This is a genomic window from Planotetraspora thailandica (assembly GCF_016863335.1).
GTDB classification, from domain to species: domain Bacteria; phylum Actinomycetota; class Actinomycetes; order Streptosporangiales; family Streptosporangiaceae; genus Planotetraspora; species Planotetraspora thailandica.
In genome coordinates this window covers 15,805-39,960 of record NZ_BOOR01000059.1, presented here as the reverse complement: position 1 = coordinate 39,960, position 24,156 = coordinate 15,805, and the positions used below count along the sequence as shown (strand labels likewise).

The following is a 24,156-nucleotide window of genomic DNA, read 5'->3' as shown; positions in this document are numbered from 1 at the left end:
TTCGGTGAGGCACGCCTGGCTGACGCGCCTGCTTTTCAGAGTTGCCTCGTCCGTGCGGTACCGCTTGCCTGAGAGATTCCGGGGAGGTTTGCTCCTTCGGCGCCCCTGAAAGGGGACTCTCCCGCACGAGGTCGTCGGCGTCACCAACTCTACCGGCTGCCGGAATTGACGGTGACGTACCTCCCTGCCCGCAAAGGGGCTGTTTTCAGCGGGATGTACCTTCAGCCGGTCTTGCGGGCCTTCCTACGGCGGGCGAGCTCGTCCGCCGGATGGTCGCCCTCCGCGTCGGAGGAGCTCTCCGCGCGCTCGCCGGGAAGCTCGGCCAGCGAGCCCTCCACCTCGCGCCAGACCCGTCCGAGCGCGATGCCGAACACGCCCTGGCCGCCCTGCAGGAGGTCGATCACCTCGTCGGCCGACGTGCACTCGTAGACGCTGACCCCGTCGCTCATCAGGGTGATCTGCGCCAGGTCGTGGACTCCCCTGTCCCGCAGGTGCTGCACGGCCGTGCGTATCTGCTGGAGAGAGACACCGGTGTCGAGGAGGCGCTTGACCACTTTGAGGACGAGAATGTCCCGGAAGCTGTACAGACGTTGTGAACCTGAGCCCTGAGCGGCTCTTATCGTGGGCAGCACCAACTCCGTGCGCGCCCAGTAGTCGAGTTGTCGATAGGTGATCCCGGCCGCCGCACATGCGGTGGGGCCGCGGTACCCGATGTCCTCGGGAAGAGCCGCCGGCTGCTCGTCGAACAGCAGACCCTGCTCGCCGGCACGCTCCCGTGCCGCCTGCCGAACCGGATCATGCTGGCCGACCGGCTTACCCTCGCCGCTGCTGACCGCCACTGCGGACCTCCGGCTTTCTCTCATCCCACGGTCTGATCTGGGGGTTCGTGAATTACAACCGTGGTTTCCCTTGCACCGTAGGACCGAGGCCATCCTCAGTCAACGACCCCGTCCGGCGCGTCGTGAAGCGTAATATCCCGAAATCAGCCGGCACGGCCGAAGTCCTCGGGGGTGATGTTGTCCAGGAACTGGCGGAACTTCTCCACCTCGTCCTCCTGGTCGTCGGGCATGCTCACCCCCGCCTCCTGGACCACGTCCTCGCTGGCATAGATCGTCGCCCCCGTCCGCAGCGCCAGCGCGATCGAGTCCGAAGGGCGGGCGCTGACCTCTACGCCGTTGGAGAACACCAGGTCGGCGAAGAAGATCCCGTCGCGGAGAGCGACGATCTTGACGGTCCGGAGGCGAACCCCGAGAGCCTCCAGCACGTCCCTGAACAAGTCGTGGGTCAGCGGCCGGGGCGGCGGTTCCTCCGCCTGGGCCAGCGCGATGGCGGTCGCCTCGGTCATGCCAATCCAGATCGGCAGGTACCGATCGCCGCTCGCCTCCTTCAAGAGCACGATCGGCTGGTTGGAGGGCATCTCAACGCGAACCCCCACGACCTCCATCTGCAACACGGGCGACTCCGTCTCAAAGCGTCGCGGCATATCACCAGGCATTCAACGTAACACCGCGACGGAGCGAATGAGCCGGTCACCGTCCCAGAACGCCCCGAACACCCTCACGAAGTAATGCACTGTGCAATTTCTGGAGAAGTCCGGAGATCTCGCGCGCGGTCTCCCCCGCCTGGTCGATCGCGCCCGGAGCGCGGCGCCGGAGCAGCGGCGCGACCGCCTGCTCCACAAGGCCGGCCTCGCGCTCGACCGCCGCCCGGATCGCCCGCAGATGCCGCGGGTGCAGGCCGAAACGGGCCAGCTCACCGGCGCTGCGGGCCACCTCGAGCGCGTCCGCGTCGTAACGGCGCGCCACGGCGGTCACCAGCCCGAAGCTCTCCATCTCGGCGAGGGTGTCCTCGTCGATGCCCGCCGCCTCGATCAGCTCCTCCCGGCTGAGCCGTATGGCAGGGGCCTCGGCGGGAACACCGCGCGGACGGGTGGCCTGCTCGTCGAGCTGATCTTTGATGACACGCAGCGGAAGATAGTGGTCACGCTGTGCGGTCAGGATGTAGCGGAGCCGCTCGACGTCGGTGTGGGTGAACTTGCGGTACCCCGACGGGCTCCGCTGGGGCTCGATGAGCCCCTCACCCTCCAAGAACCGGATCTTGGAGATCGTGACGTCGGGGAACTCGCCCTGCAGCAGAGCGAGGACCTCCCCGATGCTCATGAACGCCCGTACGGCCTGCGCGCTCATGGCTCCACCTCCTCACCGATCATGGCCCTCCAGGGCCACGCGTGAGGAACACCAGCCGGAACTTGCCGATCTGCACCTCGTCGCCTCCCGCGAGCGGGAACTCCTCGATCCGCTCCCGGTTGACGTAGGTGCCGTTCAGACTTCCGACATCACGCACGGTGAACTGGCCACCACGCCGGTAGAACTCCACGTGCCGCCTGGACACGGTCACATCGTCCAGGAAGATGTCGCTTTCCGGGTGGCGACCCGCCGTAGTGAGGTCGCTGTCGAGCAGAAAACGACTCCCCGCGTTGGGTCCGCGCATCACGACGAGCAGCGCGGTCCCCGGAGGCAGCTGCTCCAGGGCCGCACGGTCCGGCATGAGCGGCTGACCGAGCTCCGCCTCGATCGCGTCAAGCGAGATCGTCGAGGTGGTGTCGGGCGCGACAGGTGCCGGAGCGCTCAGCGGCGAACCGCATCGAGAACAGAAACGGGCATCCTCGGGGTTGGCATGACCGCACTGCGTGCAGTAGACGCTGGGCATCGAACGGCTCGGCCTCTCTCACGACTTGCTCAGACTGCGAATGACGCAACTTACGCTGATCAGGGGCAAAGGTCAAGAAGCGTCGCTGGGCACGGACTGACCAACGTTACAGCCCCCGGCCGTTCATGGTCCATCCCGCCACACGAGCCTACTGCGCCCACGGAAGAAGCGAGCGCCAATGCAACTGTGATCAATCTCATGAGGCTCCGGCGGCCTGTTCGACCACGCGCGCCCAGCGTTCGAGGATGGCCTGGGCGCCGTCGACGTCGTGGCCTTCGGCCCACAGGTGGGTGACCGCCTCTGAGGGGTCGGGCAGGACGAGGGCCCAGCTGCCGTCCTCCTCCACCACGCGCACGCCGTCGGTGGTGTCGAGCCGCCGGCCCTCGGCCGCCTCGACCACCGAGCGCATCACCGTGCCCTTGTGGGCCCACGGCGTCGGAACGGTCCGCTTGAGCAGCTTCGCCTCGGGGATGCGCGCGTCGATCTGGCTGAGGGAAAGCCGGGTCCTGGCGACCAGGCCGAGCATGCGGAGGAACACGGCCAGGCCGTCCACCGTGGGGGCGAACTCGGGCACGATGAACCCGCCGCGGCCGTCGCAGGCGAAGATCGTGTCGGGGTGCGCCGCCGCCGCGGTGAGCGTGTCCAGGCTGGTCGCCGTCCAGTCGACCTGCACGCCGTGGAACCGGCAGACCATCTCGGCGACCCGGGTCGTGGTGACGGGCAGTGCCACCCGGCCGCCCCTGCGCTCGGCCGCGACCAGGTCGAGCACGACGAGCAGCGCCCGCTCCTCGCTGATGAGCTGGCCCATCTCGTCGACGAGGGAGACCCGCTCCCCCACGGGGTCGAACCGTACGCCGAAGGCGGCCCGCGAGGAGGCCACCAGTTCGGCGAGGCGCTGCAGGTCGCGGCGACGCTCGGCGAGGCTCTCGGTCGGGGAGGCGTCGTCGAGCCGGTTGTTGACGGTCAGCACGTCGACCCCGGCCCGCCCGAGGAGGCTGGGCAGCACGAGCGAGGACGTGCCGCCGGCGCAGTCCACCACGACCTTCATCTCGGCGTCCTTGACCCCGCTCATGTCGATGCAGCGCAGCAGCTCCCTGGCGTAGGTGTCGACGGCCCTGGCGGGGAAGGTCAGCTCGGCGATCTCGCCGGGGAAGGCGCGGCGGTACTCCTGGCGTGAGAAGACCCGTTCGAGCTTGCGCTGAGCCGCCTGGGACAGATCGGCCCCGGACTCGTCCATGAAGACGATGTCGACGCTCTGGGGGTCGCCCGCGGTGGTCCTGAGGGCGATGCCTCCCCGCACGTTCTCCCTGGAGGTGTTGAACCTGGTGACCGGCAGGGCGGCCGCCTCCAGGTCGACGACGTTGATGGCGCTGGAGTTGAGCGCGCTGATCACGGCCCGTTTAAGCGCCCGGGCGGCCCGGGAGGCGTCGCGGGAGGTGACGACGGTGTCGCCCTTCCGCAGCGTCGTCGCGTAGGCGCTGGCCAGCCGTACGCACAGCTCGGGGGTGATCTCCACGTTGACGAGACCGGAGACCCCGCGGGGACCGAAGAGGCTGCGCTGGCCGCGCGACTCCCAGATGACGCTGGTGTTGACGACCGCCCCGGCCTCGATGGTCTTGAACGGATAGATCTTCACGCCGGAGGAGACGTAGGCCTCGGCCTCGATGACGCACTCATCGCCGACGACGGCGTTCTCCTCGATCCTCGCCCCGGTCATCACGTCGGTGTTCTTGCCGATGACGCAGCCGCGCAGGTGGGCGGCGGGGCCGACGTAGACGTTGTCGCTGACGACCGCGCGGTGGAGGAAGGCGCCCTCCTTGACCACCGCGTTGCTGCCCAGCACGGTGTACTCGCGCAGCTCGGCACCGGCCTCGACCTTGGCGTAGTCGCCGATGTACAGCGGCCCCTTGAGCACAGCGTCGGGGTCGACGGAGGCGCCCTCGGCGGCCCAGACGCCCGGCGCGAGCTCGAAGGCGTCGAAGTCGACCTTGACCTTGCCCTCCAGGACGTCGGCCTGGGCCTTCAGATAGCTCTCGTGGGTGCCGACGTCCTCCCAGTAGCCGTCGGCCACGTACCCGAAGAGCCTTTTGCCACTTTCAAGCAGTTTGGGGAAGATGTCGGACGACCAGTCGACGGGCTGCCCCGGCTCCATGTGGTCGAGGACGGACGGCTCCATGATGTAGATGCCGGTGTTGACCGTGTCGGAGAACACCTGGCCCCACGTGGGCTTCTCCAGGAACCGCTGGATGCGCCCGTTGTCGTCCACGATGATGATCCCGAACTCCAGCGGGTTCGGCACCCGCTTGAGCCCGATGGTGACCAGCGCCCGGTTCTCCCGGTGGAAGCGGAGCATGTCGGTCAGGTCGATGTCGGTCAGCGCATCCCCGGAGATCACGAGGAAGCGGTCCTCGCGCAGCTTGTCCGCGGCGTTCTTGACGCTCCCGGCCGTGCCGAGCGGCACCTCCTCGGTGGCGTAGTGGAGGGTCATCCCGAGCTCGTCGCCGTCGCCGAAGTAGTTGCGGATGAGAGCGGCCAGGAACTGCACGGTGACGACGGTCTCGGTGTAGCCGTGCCGCTTCAGCAGCCGGAGCACGTGCTCCATGATCGGCCGGTTGATGATCGGGAGCAGGGGTTTGGGCTGGTTCGCGGTCATCGGCCGCAGCCGTGTCCCCTCCCCGCCCGCCATGACGACGGCCTTCACGGGTCACCCCTTCGTTAGCTGGCGCACCTGTACGACATACAACACCCCCGCCCACCAATACAGACCAGTTCCCCAGATGGCGAAGGCCCATCCGAAGATCGTGGAGATCTCCGCGTACCAGCCTTGGTGGGAGGCGAGGAAGAGCAGCGGGAAGGCGTACATGAGGGCCGCGGTGGCCGCCTTCCCCAGGAAATGGACCGGCAGGGCGGGGCCGTACCCGTTGCGGCGCAGGACGGGCGGCACCCACAAAAGGAAGACGTCGCGCAACGGCACGACCAGCGCCAGCCACAGCGGGATGGCGTCGCGCAGGACCAGCCCGACCAGCGTGGCAAGGATGTAGAGCCGGTCGGCCAGGGGGTCGATGAGGCGGCCCAGCCTGCTGGTCTGCCCCCAGGCACGGGCGATCTTGCCGTCGAGCCAGTCGGAGAAGCCGGCGAGCGCGAGCAGGAGGATGGCCCACCCGTCCGCGTGCGGCCCCAGAACGAGCCAGAGGAACACCGGAACGCCGAGCAGCCGCAGCATGCTCAACAGGTTGGGAATGGTGAAGATCCGGTCCTCGGCAGCGTTCACGCCCCAGACCCTACATGTCGGCTCCCCGCCCGCCGCGAGGCGGTTCCAGGGCATTGAACTCGGCGTCCACCAAGCCGAATCGGTGCGCCACGACGGCGGCCTGGGTGCGGTTGCGCAGCTCCAGCTTCTCCATGATCGCCGCGACGTGGCTCTTGACGGTCGTGACCCCCACATGGAGCCGGTCGCCGATCTCGGCGTTGGAGAGCCCCATGCCGACGAGGGTGAGCACCTGCACCTCTCGTTCGGTGAGAACGCCCGGCAGCGGCACGGTCTGGCGCTCCGCCGCCAAAGCACGCTGGACGACCCGCCGCAACAGGGAGGGGGCCAGCAGCGGCTCCCCGACCGCCGCCCGCCGTACGGCGTCGACCATGCGGTCAGGAGGGTCGTCCTTCACGAGGAAGCCCAGGGCGCCCGCCCCCAGGGCGGCGTAGAGGTTCGCGTCGTCGGAGAAGGTGGTGAGCACGACGATCCTGGCGGCCGGGTCGCCCGCAAGAATGCGCCGGGTGGCCTCCAGCCCGTCGACCCGCGGCATGCGCAGGTCCATGAGGATCACGTCGGGACGATGCATGGAGGCCAGGTGGACGGCCTCGGCGCCGTCGGCGGCCTCGCCGCAGACCTCCATGTCGCCTGCCGCCTCCAGCATCATCCGCACGCCCGCCCTGACCAGCGCCTGGTCGTCGGCGATCACGACCCGGATCATGAGGCGCCCCGCGCGGTCCAGCGGCACTCGGGGTCGGCGTCCGCGCCGTCCTTCGGGTCGGGCAGGGGCAGCGACGCGGCCAGGCGCCAGCCGCCGTCTTCCGCGGGCCCGGCCGACAGGCGGCCGCCGAGGGCGCGGGCCCGCTCGCGCATGCCCGCGATTCCCTGCCCGGTCGAGGGAAGCGTCTCCCGCGGCCCGGCGGTGCCGGGCCCGTTGCGGACCTCCACGGTCATCGCCCGCGGCTCCATCCCGACGGTGATCTCGGCGGCGGCCTCGGGACCTGCGTGCTTGAGCACGTTCGTCAACCCCTCCTGGACGATTCTGGCCGCCGACGCCCTGACGACGAGGGGGGCGGCGAAGGCCTCGGTGGCGATGTTCAGGTCCACCCGCAGCCCGGCGGCGGCCATCCGGGCGACGGCGTCGCGCATGACGTCGTCGGGGTCGGCCAGCATCAGGAGGTCGCGCGCGTGCCCGCCCGCCGCCGAGGACAGCTCGTCGCGCTCGGGATCGCGGAGGACCGCCAGCAGGCCGCGCAGGTCCTCCAGGACGCGGTGGCCGGTGTCCCTGATGTCGGCCAGGGCCTCGGCGGCGGGCCCGGACGCCCCGGCGTACTGGGCGGCGCTCGCCCGCAGCACCATCGCGCCGACGTGGTGGGCCACGATGTCGTGCACGTCGCGGGCGATCCGCTCCCGCTCGGCCAGCCGGTCGGCGCGCAGCCGCTCGACGGCCAGCTCCCCCGCCTGACGGGCCTCGTCCTGTCGGGTGCGGACGTAGCGGCCGATCGCCACGGGGGCGGTCACCATGGCCATCAGGGCGATCACGCGGAAGGACGAGATCTCGGTGTGGTCGTCGACCGTGACGATGGCGGTGACGGAGCAGGTCAGCAGGTAACCCGCGCCCACCCACGGCCAGCTCGCCCGGGTGGCGAAGACGCCGAGCGCGACCAGCACCAGCAACTGGAGGCTGCCGCCCGTCCTCGGCGCGTACTGGTCGGCCACCATCAGCACCAGGCTCTCCAGCAGCAGCACGGCGCCCGGATGTTTCCTGACCACGCCCAGTGCCAGCCCGGCCAGCATCACGCCGAGGCCGACGGCCCACACGGGCGGCCGCCCGCTGTCCCAGGCCGGCCAGGTGCCGAGCACGGCGAAGGCCACGCCGCCGCCGGCCAGCAGCAGGTCCAGCAGAGGCGCGGGCTCCTCCCTGCCCTGCCCCTTCTGGCTGCGCAGGTAGCGGCCGATGAGCAGCGGAAACACGATGAGACCGACCGAGTAGAACCAGGAGGTGCGGGTGAAGGCGATGCCGGGGTCGGCCAGGTTGACGGCCGTCGCGGCGCTCGCGACGACCGCCACAGGCCCGGTCCAGCGCCAGCCTTTGTCCCGGGCCAGGACGCCGACCGCCACGGGGAGCAGGATCTGCACCGTGTCGGTGGTGAAGGCACCGAGCCTGTCGCAGACGACGAGCAGGACCGAGAAGTAGATCGCGACCGGCCCCGGCCACCCGCGTACCAGTCCCAGGGGCAGGCCGGCGAGGAGGCACAGCAGCACGGCCGCCCACCAGGGCGCCGACGGACCGCCCCAGTGGCCCCAGGTCACGAGTACGTCGAGGACGAGACCGCACGCCGCAAGGAGCACGTCGAGAGCCGTTCCGCGCCACCGCATACCGGAACGGTATCTGCAGCGGGCGTATGGTTCCCTTCCTCCCGAGGGAGGACGGGCCCTCCTTCTTCTGGCCGACGAGATGGTCCGGAGGACGGGGCGCGCCGCCGTACAGGCGGCCCTAAGTTCTGATCATGGCCAACGAGTCAGGGACCTTCTTCAGTCAGTTCCTCCGCGCCCCGGCGACGACGGGCGCGGTGGCGCCGAGCTCCCGCCGCCTCTCCTCGGCGGTCTGCGTGCCCGTCCCGGAGCGCGGCAACCCGATGGTGGTCGAGCTCGGACCGGGGACGGGACCGTTCACCGCCGAGATCCAGCGCCGCCTGGGCGGGCGGGGGCGGCACGTGGCCGTAGAGATCAACCCGCGCTTCGCCGGTCCCCTCGCCGCCGCCCATCCGGGTGTCGAGGTCGTGGTCGACGACGCGGCCCGGCTTCCCAAACTGCTGACCGACCGCGGCGTGGCGTCCGCCGACGTGATCGTCAGCGGGCTGCCGTGGGCCGCATTTTCCGACTCCCATCAGTCGACGTTGCTGCGCGCGGTCGTCGACGCGCTGTCGCCCGGCGGGGCGTTCACCACGTTCTCGTACATGCACGCGCGGGTGCTGCCCCCCGCCCTGCGCTTCCGTTCCGCGCTGAGCTCGGCGTTCGAGGAGGTCGTGCCCGGGCGCACCGTCTGGCGCAACATCCCGCCCGCGTTCGTCTACCACGCGAGGCGGCCTCGCCACTGAGTCCCGCCACTTGAGCCTCGCCACTGAGCCCCGCCACTGGGCCCTGGACATAGGCGCGCCGCTGAACGGCGCTCGGCCCTCGTCTCCCGGCTCCGCGCACCCCGGTGATTTGGAGATCACTTCGTTCTACTATGACGCGCGACCAGGAAATGGAGACGCTTATGGACTTCTCCCTGCCGGAGAGCGCGCAAGCCGTACAACGGGGTATCGCCGACATCTGCTCCCGTTACGACATGGCCTATTGGGAGCGCTGCGAGGCCGAGAAGCGCTGGCCCGAGGAGGTGTGGGCCGAGCTCGCCAAGGGCGGCTGGCTCGGCCTGGCCGTACCCGAGGAGTACGGCGGAGCGGGGCAGGGGCTGCTGGAGCTGGCCGTCGCCACCGAGACGCTGTCGGCGTCGGGGTCGGCGGGCGGCTCGGCGTTCACCTACGTGCTGACACCCGGTTTCGGCGCGATGACCCTGTCCAGGCACGGCTCGGCGGAGCAGAAGGCCGAGCTGCTGCCGAAGCTGGCGACCGGCGAGATCGAGACATGTTTCGCCCTCACCGAGCCCGACGCCGGGTCCAACTCGCTCGCGATCTCCACCTTCGCCCGGCGGGACGGCTCCGACTACGTCGTCAACGGGCAGAAGATCTGGATCACCGGCGTGCAGCGCGCCACCTGGATGCTGCTGGTCACCCGGACGATCCCCGCCGCCGAGGCCAGGCCGCGCACCGCGGGCATGACCGTCTTCCTGGTCAACGTGCCGGAGGCGGTCGCGGCCGGCCGGCTGTCGTACCGGCCGATCCCGAAGATGGGGGCCAACACGACCCCGTCCAACATGGTGTTCATCGACGACCTCCGCGTGCCCGCCTCCGCCATCCTGGGCGAGCTGGACGCGGGCGCCGCGGTGCTCTGGGACGTGCTGAACCCCGAGCGCATCCTGCTGGGCGCCAGCGCCCTCGGCGGGGCGGAGGTGGCGCTGCGCACCGGCGTCGGCTACGCCAAGGAGCGTGAGGTGTTCGGCCGGCCCATCGGGTCGAACCAGGCGATCGCCTTCCCGCTGGCCCAGGTGAAGGCCAGGATCGAGCTGGCCAGGCTCATGCTGTACAAGGCGGCCTGGTCCTTCGACAACAACCTGCCCTGCGCCGCCGAGGCCAACATCGCGAAACTCGCGGCCTCGCAGGCGGCCTGGGAGGCCGCGGACGCCGCCTTCCAGACCCACGGCGGCATGGCCTACTCGCTGGAGTATCCGGTGGCGCGTCTCCTCGCCGACGCCCGCATCGGCAGGATCGCCCCCGTGACCGAGGAACTGCTGCTCAACTACATCGCCACGCAGGTGCTCGGGCTTCCGCGCAGCTTCTGATCTCCCACCCTTGCGCGGGCCGCACGCGGGGAAGGTTCCCGGCGTACGGCGGAACGTCGGGTGGTTCGGGCGTGTGGTCCGGGCGGGGGGGTTCGATGGAGAAGACCTACGCGAGCACGGTGGTCGCGGCCGACGCCGGGACGGTCTGGGCCTTCCTGCGCGACTTCGGCAATCTCGCAGAATGGCTGCCCGGTGTGGCCTCCTGTGAGATCGAGGAGGGCTACGCGCCCGTTCCGGGGGCGGTGCGCCGGATCGAGGGATTCGGCACGCCGTTCCGCGAGCGGTTGCTGGCCCTGGACGAGGGCGGGCGGTCGCTGACGTACGAGATCGTGGAGTCTCCGCTGCCGGTCTCGGGTTATCAGGCCACCTACCGGGTGGCGCCGGTGACCAGCAGCGGCGAAGCGTTCGTGGAGTGGTACGCCGTCTACGACTCCGCCGACCCGGCCGAGGCCGCGAAGATCCTCTCGCGCCGGGTCTTCGGCCCCGGCCTGGAGTCGCTGCGCACGCGGTTCCGGTGACCGGTCACGTGAACCGGGGCGGGCGCCTGCCGCGCACGGCCGCCACTCCCTCGGCCACGTCCGGTCCGGTGAAACCGAGGAACTCCATGGCCAGGGAGGCGTCGAAGGACGGCCCTGCCAGCCTCAGCCAGTTGTTCAGCGCGTATTTGGTGAGCCTGATCGCCTCGGCCGACCCCGCCGCGAGCCTGCCCGCGATCTCCAGCGCCCGCTCGTGCACCTGGTCGTCGTCCACGCAGAGGCTGACCAGGCCCATCGCCTCGGCCTGCTCACCCGTGACGGGTTCGCACAGCAGCAGGTGATATTTCGCCTTGGCCATGCCGCACAGCAGCGGCCAGACGATCGCCGCGTGGTCGCCCGCCGCGACCCCCAGCCGGGTGTGCCCGTCGATCACCCGTGCCGTACGGCCGGCCACGGAGACGTCGGCCAGCAGCGCGACCGCGAGCCCGGCCCCGACCGCCGGCCCCTGGATGGCCGACACCACCGGCTTGGAGCAGTTGATCAGGTTGTAGACGATGTCGCGGGCCTCGGTGAACACGCGCATGCGGGTCGCGTGGTCGCGCGTCATCTCCTCGATCATCGAAAGGTCGCCGCCGGCGGAGAACGCCTCGCCCTCCCCGCGGACGACCACCGCGCGGACCCGGTCGTCGGCGTCGGCGTCACGCCAGACCTCCGCGAGCTCCCGGTGCCCGGTGCGATCGACGGCGTTCAGCCTGCCGGGTGCGCTGACGACGATCCGCAGCACGCCCTCGGCAGGCCAGTCGATCTTGAGTTTCTCGTAGTCCCTCACCTCTGGCACGCTAACCGCGCACCTACCGGTGAGGGAACGGTCACGGCCGGGCGGCCTCGACGAGCGCCTCGTAGAGGCTGATGTCCGTGCCGCGCTCGGGATGCCACTGGACGCCGACGGCGAACCGGCGGCCCGGCATCTCGATCGCCTCGACGATCTGGTCGTCGGCCCAGGCCACGGCCTGCACGCCCGTGCCGAGTCGCCGCAGGCCCTGCCGGTGCGCCCCGGTGACCTCGGCATGGTCGCCGACCGCCTTGCCGACCTTGCTGGAGATGCTCACGGTGATCTGGTGCCTGGCCGTCTCGTGCCGGTCGTGGGCCACGACCTCGGGCAGCCACGGGATGAGCGTGCCGCCCTGGGAGACGTTGAGCACGTGCATGCCCCGGGAGACGCCGAGCACCGGAAGGTCGGACTCCACCGCCGCCCGGGCCAGGGCCAGATCGAACCGGTCGCGATGGGCCTGCGGCTCGCCGAACCGCTCGTCGTACCGCTCGCCGGGGGCCTCGCCGTACAGGGTGGGCGAGATCTCGACCCCGCCGGCGAGCACGATGCCGTCGAGCCCGCGCACGTATTCGGGGACGGACGCGGCGCTGGTGGGGGGCAGCAGGACCGGTGATCCGCCCGCCTTTTCCACCGCGACCGCGTAGGCCTGGGGCGAGACGGCCGCCTCCCGCACCCAGACGCTCCACCGGGCGGCCTCGAGGTAGGTGGTGATGCCAACGAGCGGACGCGCCATGCGATCTCCCCGGGGCTGCAAATCGGCGCACCCTTAATGGCACAGCCGAATTCTCCTTTGTCTCAATTATCTCAGTATTCACTCCCGCACCAGAACATCCCTGATTACAGTGCATTACCGCACAATCACAATCGGTGCGCCTTCGTCCGCCTTGTGGCGAAACGGTTGTGACGTCCTGCTGCGAGTGCGAGACTCCGGAATGAGCGCGGTTGAGCCGGGGCCGCCGCCGCTCATCACCCGGAGTCGTCAGGAGGTGGATCGACAAGACCGGAGCAGGTCCGGTCCCAAGGGTGGGACACATTAGATGTCGCTTAATCCGCGCCTCGTCAAAGAGAGCTTCTCCGTCATCGAGCCCGTCGCGGGGAAGGCCGCGGCGTTTTTCTACGGGCGGTTGTTCGCGGAGAGCCCGCAACTGCGGGCGATGTTTCCTCCTGCGATGGACATGCAGCGCGACCGCCTTTTCAAGGCGCTCACGCGGATCGTCTGGCTGCTCGACAGCCCCGACGGCCTTTCGGCGTATCTCGCGCAGCTCGGGCGCGACCACCGGAAATACGGTGTCTCCGACGAGCACTACACCGCCGTGGGCAAGGCCCTGATCGCCACGATCAAGCACTTCGCCGGCGACGCGTGGACGGCCGAGATCGAAGCGGCCTGGGTCGCCGCGTACGGCATGGCCTCGGAGGCCATGATCAAGGCGGCCACCGCCGACGCCGGGCTAGCGCCGCCCTGGTGGCTCGCCGAGGTCGTCGACCACGACCGCCGCACCCGCGACATCGCGGTCATCACCGTACGGCCGGGCCAGCACATGACCTTCACCCCCGGGCAGTACGTCACCGTGCAGACAGCCAGGTGGCCGCGGGTCTGGCGGACCTTCTCCATCGCCAACGCTCCGCGTGAGGACAACACGCTGCGCCTGCACGTGCGGGCCGTCCCCGGCGGCTGGGTGAGCTCGGCGCTGGTGCAGCACACCCGCATCGGCGACCAGATCCTGCTCGGCCCGCCCGTCGGCACGATGGTGCCGGTCGAGACCGACCGGGACCTGTTGTTCGTCGCGGGAGGCACGGGCCTTGCGCCGCTGAAGGCCATCGTCGAGCACGTCATCGCCTCGGGCCGCCGGCCCAACATCCACCTCCTCCACGGCGTCAGGCGCGCGTCGGAGCTCTACGACATGCAGGACCTCATCCGGATGGAGTCGAGTTTCCCGTGGCTGCGCGTGCTTCCTGTGGTCTCCGACGAGAGCGCCTTCGACGGGATGCGCGGCTCCCTGCCCGACGTCATGGACCGGTTCCACTCGTGGGCCGAGCACGAGGTCTACGTCTGCGGCCCCTCCTCGATGGTGAACATGACGGTCCAGCGGTTACAGGCCTCCGGAGTGCCCCTGTGCAGGATCCACCGCGACACCATCCAGGGAGAGCCCTAGTTCAGCCCTCCACAGAGCGGACATATCGGTCTCCTGACGGATCTCCCTGACCGGCCGCGTGCCGCCTGGCACGATAGCCCCTACGAGAGTCCTGGGAGGTGCTCATGGAAGCCCTGCTCGCGATCGGGACACGGAAGGGACTGTTCCTCGCACGCTCATCCGGCGGCGGGCCGTTCGAGGTGGACCCCGTGCGTTTCTCCACCATCGGTGTGCCGTCGGTAGCCATCGACACCCGTGGGGACGTCCCACGGGTCCTGGCCGGCATCGAATACGGCCATTTCGGCCCGTCCGTCATGTGGTCCGACGACCTCGGGCGAACCTGGGAGGAGGCGAAGACTCCGCCCATCGCGTTCCCCGAGCACACCGGCGCCACGCTCGCCCGGGTGTGGCAGCTGCAACCCTCGCCGTCGGAACCCGGCGTGGTGTGGGCGGGCGCGGAGCCCGCCTCCCTCTGGCGCTCGGAGGACGGCGGCGCCACCTATCGCCTGGTAGAAGGGCTCTGGGACCACCCCACACGGCCTGAATGGCAGCCGGGAGGCGGCGGGCTGTGCCTGCACACCGTCATCCCCCACGCCTCTGACCCCCGGCGCATCGCGGTGGCCGCGTCGGCGGTCGGGTTCTTCCGCAGCGACGACGGCGGCGCCTCGTGGGAGCCGGCCAACCACAACATCCGGGCGCCCTTCCTGCCCGAAGGCGCGCAGTACCCGGAGTTCGGCCAGTGCGTGCACAAGGTCGCCCAGCATCCGGCCCGGCCGGAGCGGCTGTTCCTCCAGCACCACTTCGGGGTGTACCGCTCCGACGACTTCGGCGGCACCTGGACCGACATCGGCGCCGGGCTGCCCTCCGACTTCGGCTTCCCCATCGCCGTGCACTCCGGGGACCCCGACACCGTCTACGTCTTCCCCTTGCACGGCGACGTCGACCGCACCCCGGTCGACCACCGCTACAACGTCTATCGCAGCGACGACGCAGGAGCGGACTGGAAGGGCCTGTCCGACGGCCTGCCGGACGAGCCGGTGCATTCATCCGTGCTGCGGGACGCCATGGTCGCCGGTGACGCCGGCGTCTTCTTCGGCACACGCGACGGCGAGGTGTACGGCTCCGCCGACGGCGGCCAGACGTGGACGCTCATCGCCCGCCACCTCCCCGACGTCCTCACGGTCAGGGCGGCGGTGCTCTGAAATGGCGGTGTTCTAAATGGCCGGGCCCGTCACGCTGGTCACGTTCGTCGTGCCTCCCGCCCTGCGCCGCTGCATCGGCGACCGGGCGGAGGTGCGCGTGTTCGCCGTCGCCCCCTCCGGGGAGGACGTCCCGACGCTCGGCGCCGCGCTCGACACCCTGCGCCGCACACACCCGTCCCTGGAGGAACGGCTGCGCGACGAGAACGGCCACATCCGCAGGCACATCAGCATGTTCGTCTGCGGGGAGAACGCCCGGACGCTGGGCGGCCTGTCCTGCGGACTGCCGCCCGGCGCCGAGGTCTACGTGATGCCGAGCCTGGTCTAGTTCAGACCTTCCGCCAGCCGGGGATCCAGGCGCCGTCCTCGACCACATAGTCGCCGAACAGCGCCGGGGCCTCCTCCTTCATGAGCTCGCCGATCCGCTGGAAGACGAGGCGGATCTCCTCCTCGGCTCCGACGGCGGTGCGTGACTCGATGATGTGCCGGAGGGTCCGGACGTTGGCCGTCCAGACCAGGCCGGTCGCCACCCCCTCCGGCGCGAAGCGCCGCATGAACGAGGTGTGGTGCTTCTTCTCGGCGAACTTCACGCCTTCCTCGTCGAGCCCGAAGTGGCCGGCCATCCAGGTCTGGAACTCCTCCAGCTGGTCGAGCACCGCCGTCGCCCGCTTCATCAGCTCGGCGTCCTCCCTGGCCCACTCGGGGAACCAGAAAGGCAGCTCCGACAGCCGCACGAACCGCAACGACTCCTGCGAGATGGCCACGCCGGGGCGGTGCCGTACGAGCTCGTGGGTGAAGACCCGGGACACGTTGTGCAGGACGAAGCTGAAGCTGACGTGCTCCAGCACCGATCCGTGCGCGCTGGCGAGGATGTTCTGGAGGTACTGGGTCTGGTCCGTCCGGATGCGGGTCACGTTCGGGTTCAGCCCCGGTTCGAACGAGCGGTAGCACAACCGCCCGGCGAACTCGGCGAGGTTCTGCGCGTCGAACTCGCCGCGCTCCAGCCGGTCCAGCCAGCTCTCGCCGCCGATCTCGTGCAGGTAGCGGGCGAGCTCGTCGTAGTCGAGCTCAGGCCGGGCGACGAGGAAGACCTCGGGTTCCACACTGCGCATGACGATCTCCCCCATTGTCCGTACGGTGGCCGACTCGCGGCCCGTCCGGCCCAACACCCTACCGACCGGGAGGAGCCCGCCGCCCAGCGGCCGGGGTCAGGTGATGTCGCGGCGGACGGTCGTGGCCGAGGCGACCAGGGCGAACAGCAGACCGTAACCGATGAGGACGAGCGCGCCTCCCCATGCGGGCAGCCACTCGGGTCTGCCGAGCCCCGTGTCGACGTCGATGCTCATCAGCGCCTGGGCCGCCCCGCCGGGCAGCCACTTGCCCACCGGGTGCAGCACCGGGATCGCGGTGAAGATGCTCTCGACCACGTACGCCCACACGACCGCGCCGACGATTCCGGCGATCTGATTGCGCACCAGCGCCCCGAGCCCGATGCCGAAGAGCCCGTAGAGGGCCAGGCTCGCCAGGATGCCGACGCTCACCTGGGGGATGCGCGACTCCGACAACGAGAGCTCTCCCCCGGACAGCAGCGTCGCGGGGATCACGACGGCGGCGACCAGCACCAGGGCCACCAGGGCGAAGAGCAGGCCGACGAGCGCGCCGGTGATCAGTTTGGCGATGATCACCCGTTCGCGGCGCGGCGTGGTGAGGAAGGTCCCCGTGACCGTCTGGTAACGGTACTCCGAGGTGATCATGACGACGCCGAGGATCATCACGAAGATGGAGCCACCCGAGCCGACCGACCAGGCGGTCTGCACCCATTCCGCGGTGTCCCGCGCGGGAAGGGCCGCCCCGCCGGCCTCGCTGGTGACGCCGGCGAAGGCGGTGATGAACGTCAGGTTGACGCCGATCAGGACCAGCATGACGAGCAGCATGATCCACCACAGGCGCGTGGTGAACAGCTTGCGCACCTCCGCCTTGACGAGTCCGATCATCGTTCCCCCGTCAGTTCGAGAAAGACCTTTTGCAGGTCGGACCGTTCCTGGGCGACCTCGGTCAGCACGACACGCTGGTCGAGCGCGATCCGTCCGACGGCCTCGGCGTCGAGCCCCCGCACGCGCAGCAGGCCGTCCTCCACCCGGTCGACGGCCGCTCCGGCCGCCTCGAGAGCGGGGGCGAGCGTGGCCGTGTCCGAGGCGCGAATCCGGATGGCCGAGTCGCCGTTCGTGGTGAGCTCGGCCAGGGTGCCCTGCCGTACGAGCCGGCCCTTGGCGATGATCACCACGTTGTCGACGGTCTGCTCGACCTCCGCGAGCACGTGGCTGGAGACCAGCACCGCCGCTCCCTCCTCGTGCGCGAGGTGGCGGAGGAAGCCCCTGAGCCATTCGATGCCGGCCGGGTCGAGGCCGTTGGCGGGCTCGTCGAGGATCAAGATCTTGGGCCGGCCGAGCAGCGCGCTCCCCAGCGCCAGCCGCTGGCGCATGCCGAGCGAGAAGGCGCCCACCCGTTTGTCGGCGACGTCGCCGAGGCCGACCGCCTCCAGGGACTCCCGGGCGCGCTGGTCGGGCAGCCCCGCGGCGACGCAGAGGATGCGCAGGTGGTCGAGGGCCGTCCGGCCCGGATGGAAGCTGGTGGCTTCGAGCACGGCCCCGACCTCGCTCACAGGCTGGGGCAGCGTGGCATAGCGCCTGCCGTCGACGAGGGCCTCACCCGAGTCCGGGGTCACCAGGCCGAGCAGGCAACGCAGCGTCGTCGTCTTGCCGGCGCCGTTGGGGCCGAGATAAGCGGTGACGGAGCCGGCCTCCACCGTGAAGGACACCCCGTCGACCGCTTTCACCGAACCGAACGACTTCGCAAGATCGCGGATCTCTATCGCAGTCATCACCGCGATTGTGATCTAGTTTGCCCGGCGTGTCCTCCTTCTTGATGATGAAGCCCGGGCACGTCCTTGAGACCCCCTCACGGCCCCCGAGCACGCGCCCCATTAGCCTCCTCCGAGTGGAGTCTCTGGACACGGTGCTCGCCGCCCACCGCTCGTACCTGCTCGGCTGGAACACCGGCACTGCCGGAAGCCCCGACTTGCCGACCTACCGCAGCGAGGTGCCGCACGCGCCCCTCAACGGCGTGCTGCGCGTTCGCGGGTGCACGCCGCAGGATGCGCTCGCCGAGGCCCGCCGCCGCCTCGACGGCCTGCCGAGGATCTGGTGGGTCGGCCCCGACAGCGACTCCGGCACCGCGCAGGGTCTGCTCTCCCTCGGCGCCGTGCGACTCGCCCGCATGCCGATCATGACGATGGCGATCGACCAGGTGGCCTCCGCGCCAACACCGGCCGGGCTGCACATCACCGAGGCCACCGACCTGGCGGAATTCGTCGGCGCCTACGCCCGGGTGTCCGGCATTCCCCCAGAAGGTGTGGCTACCGCGATCGATCGGGAGAAGGCGTTCTCCGGCGACGGCACCGTGATCAAGCTGGCCGGTCGCCTCGACGACGGCCAGATCGCCGGCACGGCCGTCGCCTGGCTGAGCCACGGCCTGCTCACGCTGTATTTCATCGGGACCCGGCCCGAGCATCGCCGCCGCGGCATCGGCGCCGCCATGACAAGGGCCGCGCTCGACCTGGCCCGCGACCGGGGCATCCGCACGGCCGCTCTGACCGCGACCCCCTCCGGCGAACCGGTCTACCACCGCATGGGCTTCCGTGCCGTGGACGCGTTCGACCTGATGTCGTTCTGATCAGGCTCTTAGAGCCGGTAGACCCTCCGGGCGTTGCCCGAGCCGATCATGTGGGCGATCCTCGCCGCGTCATGCGTGCTCCACTCGTCCTCGGCGAGGCGGGCGGCGAGCACCCGGGCCAGGCCGCGGCGGTGGTAGAGCGCCCCCAGGAGGCACAGCTCGGCCAGGCCGTAACAGTCGGAGCTGAACATCAGCTTGTGGAAGGGCACAAGCTCGACCATCTCGCCGAGCACCGCCGCCGAGCCCGCCGCCGTGTAGGTCAGCGCGAGCCCGACGTCGGCGTAGACGTGGGGGAAGACGGCGGCGAGGTAGGCCGCCTGCCGGTGGTACGGGTAGCAGTGCAGCAGGACCACCGGCATGCCGGCGGGCGCCACCGCACGGATGAAGCCGGTGAGCAGGGCCGGGTCGCAGCGATGGAGGTCGAGGTCGGTGTCGCCGAAACCGCAGTGGAACTGCAGCGGCAGGCTGCGCTCCCTCGCCACGTCGACCGCCGTCCACAGCAGGTGCCTGATCAGCACGGGGTCGGTGAGGCGTCCCTTCGGGTCGGACAGCCGCCGCCCGGCCGAGGCGATCATCGTTCCGCGGGACGGCCGGGCGGCGTCGAGCGCGAGCCCGCACCGGTAGGCGGCGACCGACTTCAGCCCCACGGCCCGCGCCGCCCGGGCCGCCAGCTCGTCGCGCAGAGCCCGGACGTATCCGACGGCCGACAGGCCGGCCTCGGCGACCTCCTGCTCCACCTGCTCCAGGCGGACGATCTCGTCGGCGGCCGCCCCGCCGACGCGGCCCATCTCGGCGGCGGTGAGCAGCTCAGGCCGGTCCAGGCCGGTGTCGACGAGGAAGGCGGCGACGCCGGCCTTCCTGAGCAGCCGGCGGTTGACCTCCGCGGCCCCGAGTTCGGCCCGCCGGGACAGGTAGACGGCCGGGGACGCATGCGGCTCGAGGTCGAGCAGGGGGGCGCACCAGCGGCGCACGGCCAGGCCCGCGGGGGTGTCGAAATGCGTGGTGCCCGGCGGCGCGGGGCCGCCGGCCTCGGTCATCAGCGTCTCGAACTCCGACCTCGACAGATCGTCGCGGCGCACCCCGTGGCAGTGGTGGTCGACCATGGGAGCGGCGAGCGCCGCACGCACCGTGTCGGGCAGGTCAACCGGTGGCAAGTCGTCCGCTCTGGTCTCCGGCACGGGAGTGGACTTTACGGCCCATCCCCCGTGCCGGTACGGCTTTCGCGCCCCTCTTTACCCGCTTTAACAGCGCCCGTCACCGGGCCTGGCCGGCCAGGCGCAGGACGTTGGCGATGATTCTGGCTCCCGCGCCGCCCTCGGTGGTCAGGATCGACTCCGGGTGGAACTGCACGCCGAAACGGCGGTTGTCCACGTCTTCGATCGCCATCACCGCGCCGTCCTCGGTGGCGGCGGTCACCGAGAAGCCGCGCACCCCCGGCCGCTTGGCGTGCAGCGAGTGATAACGCGCGGCGACGAACTCCTCCGGCAGGCCGTCCAGCAGCGCGCTCGCGCCCTCGCGCCTGACCCGGCCGCGCTTGCCGTGCTCGGGGTACGGCAGCAACTCCAGGGTGCCCCCGGCCTGTTCGACCATCGCCTGAAGGCCCAGGCAGACGCCGAACACCGGCAGCCCCTTGGCGTACACGACGTCGATGAGGGCGGCGGTGCCGAAGTCGGACGGCCACGCGGGGCCAGGTGAGAGCACCACCAGCGTCGGCGCGATCTCATCGATCATCGCCGGGGGGAAGCCGTGCCTGAGGGTCACCACCGAGGCGCCCTGCTGGCGGAAGTAGTCGGCCAGGGTGTTGACGAAGGAGTCCTCGTAGTCGACGAGGAGGACCCTGTGGCCGTCGCCGGGCAGGTCGGCGGCCGGCATCGCCTCTGCGGGGGCCTGCTCCTTGCCGACGGCGGCCAGGGCGGCGAGCAGGGCGCTGGCCTTCAGTTCGGTCTCCCGCTCCTCCGACTCGGGGTCGGAGTCGAACAGCAGCGTCGCGCCCGCCCGCACCGCGGCGACCCCGTCGCGGATCTGGGCCGTGCGCAGGGTCAGGCCGGTGTTCATGGAGCCGTCGAAGCCGATGAATCCGACGGCGCCGCCGTACCAGCGGCGGGTGGTCGCCTCGTTGTCCTCGATGAACTGCATGGCCCACGTCTTCGGGGCGCCGGTGACGGTGACCGCCCACATGTGGGTGAGGAAGGCGTCGAGCGCGTCGAACTCGGGGCGCAGGCGGCCCTCGATGTGGTCGACGGTGTGGATGAGGCGGGAGTACATCTCGATCTGGCGCCGGCCGATGACCTTCACGCTGCCGGGCACGCAGATCCGCGACTTGTCGTTGCGGTCGACGTCGGTGCACATCGTGAGCTCCGACTCCTCCTTCACGCTGGACAGGAGGGTCCTGATTGCCTCGGCGTCCTCGACCGGGTTGGCGCCGCGGGCGATCGTGCCGGAGATCGGGCATGTCTCGACCCGGTCGCCGGTCACCCGCACGTACATCTCGGGGGATGCACCGACGAGGTGCTCGCCGTCGCCGAGGTTGATCAGGAACTCGTACGGCGCCGGGTTGCCGGTGCGCAGGGACCGGTAGAACGCCGAGGGATCGGTGCAGGAGGAGTGGAAGACCTGCCCGGGGACCACCTCGAACAGGTCGCCGCGCTTGAACTTCTCCTTTGCCTTGGCGACGACCTGCGCATACGTCCCCCTTTCCGGATTTTTCGGAATCTCGGTGGGGGCGGTGATCGGGAAGCTGTCGCCGGTGCGCGGCAGGCCGGTCGTGGAGGCGCCGTCGACGGTGAAGTCGTAGGAGAACTCGGTGCTGGTCTCGCGCACCCGGTCGATCACGACCAGCCGATCGGGCAGGTGGAGCACGAGGTCGCGCTGGTCGGCCGGCCGGGTGAGGCGGTAATCGATGGGCTCGAACTGGAAGGCCAGGTCGTAGCCGAAGGCGCCGTACAGCCCCAGATGGGGGTCGTCCCCGCGGAAGGCGGCGATCACCTCGCGGATCGCGCTGAAGACGGTGGGGCGGCGGCTGCGCTGCTCCTCGGGAAGCACGTCCTCCGACGGGGGCACGTGGACCTCAACGTGGTCGCCGTCCGGCTCCGCCACCGGCTTCCCGGCGGCGAGCAGACATGAGGCGATCACGGGGAGCACGACCCTGCCCCGGTCGTTGAGGGCCCGCGCCGAGATGCGCCGCCCTCTCGCCACGATCTCCACGCACGGATCGACGTAACCGAAGGCCCATCTGCTGTAGCGACCCGGATAGTCCATGCCGGACGAGAACGCGCCCCCGCGCCGTTCTCCCAGCGCCGTCACGATCTCTTCCAGCGCCTCCTCGGACACCTCGCGCACGACGCGCTGGACCGCGACGCCTCCTGCTGTGGTGTATCCGCTGCTCTCCACTGTCTCGCCCCTTTAGTCGAATGCCCCGGGGGCGGACACAAGAAAGGCCGCCTCTCGGGGCGGCCAGTCACTCTGCTCGCGAATGCGAATATCCACGCCGCCGGTTAGCGGCGCCACCACTGACAGGAGGCGGAGATTCGCATGCGGCCAGGCTAGCGAACCCCACCACGATCTTGCAACGCGACAAACTGGATGATAGGCCCCAAAGTGGTACATCGTATTGATATTCTGTTACCAGGAAGTTAAGGAGGCGGTGGTGGCTTACCTGCCCGTTCCCCGGGTGCCCCTGCCACGGGCGCCCGGTCTGCCGGTCCGCCGGGTCCGCGTCCGGCGGGACATTCCCGTCCCGATGCCGGACGGCGTGGCCCTTCTGGCCGACCACTACATCCCCGTGGGCGCGCACCAGCCCCCCACGATCCTGATCCGCACGCCGTACGGCCGGGCCGGGGTCTTCGGCTGGCTGTACGGCTGGACCTTCGCGCGACACGGCTTCCAGGTCGTCATCCAGAGCTGCCGCGGCGGTTTCGGCTCAGGCGGCCTGCTCGACCCCCTGGGCGACGAGCGCGAAGACGGCCTCGCGACGGTCGAGTGGATGCGCGCTCAGCCGTGGTACGGCGGCTCCTTCGCGATGCACGGCCCCTCCTACCTGGGCTACAACCAGTGGGCGATCGCCTCGGAAGTGCCCGACCTGCTCGCCATGGCCACCCAGGTCACCGCCTCGAACTTCCGCGACGCCGCCTATGTCGGCGGGGCGTTCGCGCTCGAGTCGTCTCTCATCTGGACCACCCTGACCGCCCAGCTCGACGGCCGGTTGGGCGGCATGGCGGCCTTCATCGCCCCCTGGCGCACCCGCCGGGCCGTGTTGTCCGGCCGGCCCCTGTCGGAGCTCGACCTCGCCTCGGCGGGCCGTACGATGCCGTTCTTCCAGGAGCTCCTGAACCATCACGCCGACCCGGCCGCGCCGTACTGGAAGAAGAGGGACTTCTCCGCCACCGTGGGCGAGGTGACCGCGGAGGTCACCATGACCGGCGGGTGGTACGACGTGTTCCTGCCGTGGCAGCTCAAGGACTACGCGGCGATGCGCAAGGCGGGACGGCAGCCCTACCTGACGATCGGCCCCTGGTATCACGCCGACATCCGGCACGGCCTGGCCTCCAACACCGACGCCCTGGCCTGGTTCCGCGCGCACCTGATGGGTGACCCGTCCGGCCTGCGGCGCGACCCGGTGCGGATCTACGTGACGGGGGCGGGCGAGTGGCGCGACCACCCCGACTGGCCGGTCGCCGGAGCACGCCCCGAGCGATGGCACCTGCAGCCCGGCTTCGGGCTCTCGCGGGACAACCCGGCCGACGCCGAGCCGGACCTGTACCGGTACGACCCCGCCAACCCCACGCCCGTGATGGGCGGGCCGGTGCTCATCGGCAACTCCGAACCGCGCGACAACCGGCGGCTGGAGTCGCGCAAGGACGTGCTCGTCTACACCTCCGACGCGCTGGCAGAGGACACCGAGATGATCGGGCCGGTCGCGGCGGAGCTGTACGTGCGCACGAGCCGTGAGCACACCGACATGGTCGTGCGGATCTGCGACGTCCATCCCGACGGGTCGTCCATGAACGTGTGCGAAGGGGTCAGGCGGCTCACCCCCTCCGATAAGGCCGGCGCCGACGGGGTGCGCCGGGTCGAGGTGGATCTGTGGCCGATCGCGCACCGGTTCCGCCGGGGCCACCGGATCCGGGTACACGTGGCCAGCGGGGCCTACCCGCGGATCGCCAGGAATCCGGGCACGGGAGACCCCCTTCCGCTTGGGGCAGCCATGTACCCCTCCGACCAGGAGGTGCTGCACTCCCCCGCCCATCCGACCGCCGTCATCCTCCCCCGCTTCACCCCACCCTCGGCGTGATCATGCAGAAGTTCGAGGAGGTGCGGGGGGAGCAGCGCGAACGCATGTCGTGATCATGAACTTCTGCATGATCACGGCACGCGAAGGCGCAG

The 24,156-nt window shown here is 70.3% G+C and carries 23 protein-coding genes and 1 riboswitch; of the genes, 8 read left to right on the top strand and 15 right to left on the bottom strand.

Going from position 1 to position 24,156, the window contains the following annotated elements:
- Positions 1-45: 45 nt before the first annotated feature.
- A riboswitch (glycine riboswitch) is annotated at positions 46-134 on the bottom strand.
- A gap of 87 nt (positions 135-221) precedes the next feature.
- From Pth03_RS31960 to Pth03_RS31925, 8 genes are all read right to left on the bottom strand, one after another.
- Positions 222-839: a MerR family transcriptional regulator gene (locus Pth03_RS31960; RefSeq protein WP_239119518.1), complete on the bottom strand. Its 618-nt coding sequence runs from the start codon at positions 837-839 to the stop codon at positions 222-224.
- 143 nt (positions 840-982) lie between these two features.
- Positions 983-1,453, bottom strand: a complete 471-nt coding sequence (locus Pth03_RS31955) for a bifunctional nuclease family protein (protein ID WP_203948163.1) — start codon at positions 1,451-1,453, stop codon at positions 983-985.
- 76 nt (positions 1,454-1,529) lie between these two features.
- On the bottom strand, positions 1,530-2,186 hold the full coding sequence (ftsR, locus tag Pth03_RS31950) for a transcriptional regulator FtsR (RefSeq protein WP_203948162.1): 657 nt from the start codon (positions 2,184-2,186) through the stop codon (positions 1,530-1,532).
- A gap of 19 nt (positions 2,187-2,205) precedes the next feature.
- Entirely contained in the window at positions 2,206-2,709 is a 504-nt protein-coding gene (locus Pth03_RS31945; RefSeq protein WP_203948161.1) for a double zinc ribbon and FHA domain-containing protein, read from the bottom strand.
- Between the two features lie 196 nt (positions 2,710-2,905).
- Positions 2,906-5,410, bottom strand: coding sequence for a mannose-1-phosphate guanyltransferase (locus Pth03_RS31940; protein ID WP_203948160.1), 2,505 nt, complete (start codon positions 5,408-5,410; stop codon positions 2,906-2,908).
- Positions 5,411-5,413: 3 nt separating this feature from the next.
- On the bottom strand, positions 5,414-5,980 hold the full coding sequence (clsA, locus tag Pth03_RS31935; RefSeq protein WP_239119517.1) for a cardiolipin synthase ClsA: 567 nt from the start codon (positions 5,978-5,980) through the stop codon (positions 5,414-5,416).
- 10 nt (positions 5,981-5,990) lie between these two features.
- Positions 5,991-6,680, bottom strand: coding sequence for a response regulator (locus tag Pth03_RS31930; RefSeq protein ID WP_203948158.1), 690 nt, complete (start codon positions 6,678-6,680; stop codon positions 5,991-5,993).
- Positions 6,677-8,338, bottom strand: coding sequence for a sensor histidine kinase (locus Pth03_RS31925; protein WP_203948157.1), 1,662 nt, complete (start codon positions 8,336-8,338; stop codon positions 6,677-6,679). Before Pth03_RS31925 ends, Pth03_RS31930 begins: the two co-directional genes overlap by 4 nt.
- A 131-nt stretch (positions 8,339-8,469) precedes the next feature.
- On the opposite strand from Pth03_RS31925, the gene Pth03_RS31920 reads away from it, so the two are divergent.
- From Pth03_RS31920 to Pth03_RS31910, 3 genes are all read left to right on the top strand, one after another.
- The gene (locus tag Pth03_RS31920; RefSeq protein ID WP_203948156.1) at positions 8,470-9,060 is read left to right on the top strand and encodes a class I SAM-dependent methyltransferase; all 591 of its coding nucleotides are present in this window, start codon (positions 8,470-8,472) and stop codon (positions 9,058-9,060) included.
- A gap of 131 nt (positions 9,061-9,191) precedes the next feature.
- Entirely contained in the window at positions 9,192-10,403 is a 1,212-nt protein-coding gene (locus Pth03_RS31915; protein ID WP_239119516.1) for an acyl-CoA dehydrogenase family protein, read from the top strand.
- Between the two features lie 95 nt (positions 10,404-10,498).
- A complete protein-coding gene (locus tag Pth03_RS31910; RefSeq protein ID WP_203948155.1) occupies positions 10,499-10,921 on the top strand; it encodes an SRPBCC family protein in 423 nt (140 codons plus the stop codon).
- A 4-nt stretch (positions 10,922-10,925) separates the two neighbouring features.
- Here the strand turns inward: Pth03_RS31910 and Pth03_RS31905 are convergent, their stop codons facing one another.
- Both Pth03_RS31905 and Pth03_RS31900 read right to left on the bottom strand, forming a co-directional pair.
- The gene (locus tag Pth03_RS31905; protein WP_203948154.1) at positions 10,926-11,708 is read right to left on the bottom strand and encodes an enoyl-CoA hydratase/isomerase family protein; all 783 of its coding nucleotides are present in this window, start codon (positions 11,706-11,708) and stop codon (positions 10,926-10,928) included.
- Between the two features lie 40 nt (positions 11,709-11,748).
- Positions 11,749-12,444: a gamma-glutamyl-gamma-aminobutyrate hydrolase family protein gene (locus tag Pth03_RS31900; RefSeq protein ID WP_203948153.1), complete on the bottom strand. Its 696-nt coding sequence runs from the start codon at positions 12,442-12,444 to the stop codon at positions 11,749-11,751.
- Between the two features lie 304 nt (positions 12,445-12,748).
- Here Pth03_RS31900 and Pth03_RS31895 point away from each other — a divergent pair, with 304 nt between their 5' ends.
- From Pth03_RS31895 to Pth03_RS31885, 3 genes are all read left to right on the top strand, one after another.
- Positions 12,749-13,864 carry a globin domain-containing protein gene (locus Pth03_RS31895; protein ID WP_203948152.1) on the top strand — a complete coding sequence of 372 codons (1,116 nt, stop codon included), beginning with the start codon at positions 12,749-12,751 and terminating at the stop codon, positions 13,862-13,864.
- A gap of 104 nt (positions 13,865-13,968) precedes the next feature.
- Positions 13,969-15,045 (top strand): WD40/YVTN/BNR-like repeat-containing protein, encoded by a 1,077-nt coding sequence (locus tag Pth03_RS31890; RefSeq protein ID WP_203948151.1) that lies wholly within the window; start codon positions 13,969-13,971, stop codon positions 15,043-15,045.
- A 16-nt stretch (positions 15,046-15,061) separates the two neighbouring features.
- On the top strand, positions 15,062-15,370 hold the full coding sequence (locus Pth03_RS31885; RefSeq protein WP_203948150.1) for a ubiquitin family protein: 309 nt from the start codon (positions 15,062-15,064) through the stop codon (positions 15,368-15,370).
- 1 nt (position 15,371) lies between these two features.
- Here Pth03_RS31885 and thyX read toward each other — a convergent pair whose 3' ends face one another.
- The 3 genes from thyX to Pth03_RS31870 all read right to left on the bottom strand — a co-directional run bounded on the left by thyX (position 15,372) and on the right by Pth03_RS31870 (position 17,923).
- Entirely contained in the window at positions 15,372-16,154 is a 783-nt protein-coding gene (gene thyX / locus Pth03_RS31880) for an FAD-dependent thymidylate synthase (RefSeq protein ID WP_203948149.1), read from the bottom strand.
- 96 nt (positions 16,155-16,250) lie between these two features.
- The gene (locus Pth03_RS31875) at positions 16,251-17,036 is read right to left on the bottom strand and encodes an ABC transporter permease (protein ID WP_203948148.1); all 786 of its coding nucleotides are present in this window, start codon (positions 17,034-17,036) and stop codon (positions 16,251-16,253) included.
- Complete coding sequence (locus Pth03_RS31870) at positions 17,033-17,923, bottom strand: ABC transporter ATP-binding protein (RefSeq protein ID WP_203948147.1); 891 nt, start codon at positions 17,921-17,923, stop codon at positions 17,033-17,035. The genes Pth03_RS31875 and Pth03_RS31870 overlap by 4 nt, the downstream gene beginning before the upstream one ends.
- A 116-nt stretch (positions 17,924-18,039) precedes the next feature.
- Between Pth03_RS31870 and Pth03_RS31865 the strand changes: the two genes are divergently transcribed.
- Positions 18,040-18,774 (top strand): GNAT family N-acetyltransferase, encoded by a 735-nt coding sequence (locus tag Pth03_RS31865; RefSeq protein WP_203948146.1) that lies wholly within the window; start codon positions 18,040-18,042, stop codon positions 18,772-18,774.
- Positions 18,775-18,782: 8 nt separating this feature from the next.
- Here Pth03_RS31865 and Pth03_RS31860 read toward each other — a convergent pair whose 3' ends face one another.
- Both Pth03_RS31860 and Pth03_RS31855 read right to left on the bottom strand, forming a co-directional pair.
- A complete protein-coding gene (locus Pth03_RS31860) occupies positions 18,783-19,952 on the bottom strand; it encodes an amidohydrolase family protein (protein ID WP_239119515.1) in 1,170 nt (389 codons plus the stop codon).
- 76 nt (positions 19,953-20,028) lie between these two features.
- Complete coding sequence (locus tag Pth03_RS31855) at positions 20,029-22,164, bottom strand: anthranilate synthase component I (RefSeq protein WP_203948145.1); 2,136 nt, start codon at positions 22,162-22,164, stop codon at positions 20,029-20,031.
- Positions 22,165-22,420: 256 nt separating this feature from the next.
- Here Pth03_RS31855 and Pth03_RS31850 point away from each other — a divergent pair, with 256 nt between their 5' ends.
- A complete protein-coding gene (locus Pth03_RS31850; protein ID WP_308442397.1) occupies positions 22,421-24,064 on the top strand; it encodes a CocE/NonD family hydrolase in 1,644 nt (547 codons plus the stop codon).
- Positions 24,065-24,156: the final 92 nt, after the last annotated feature.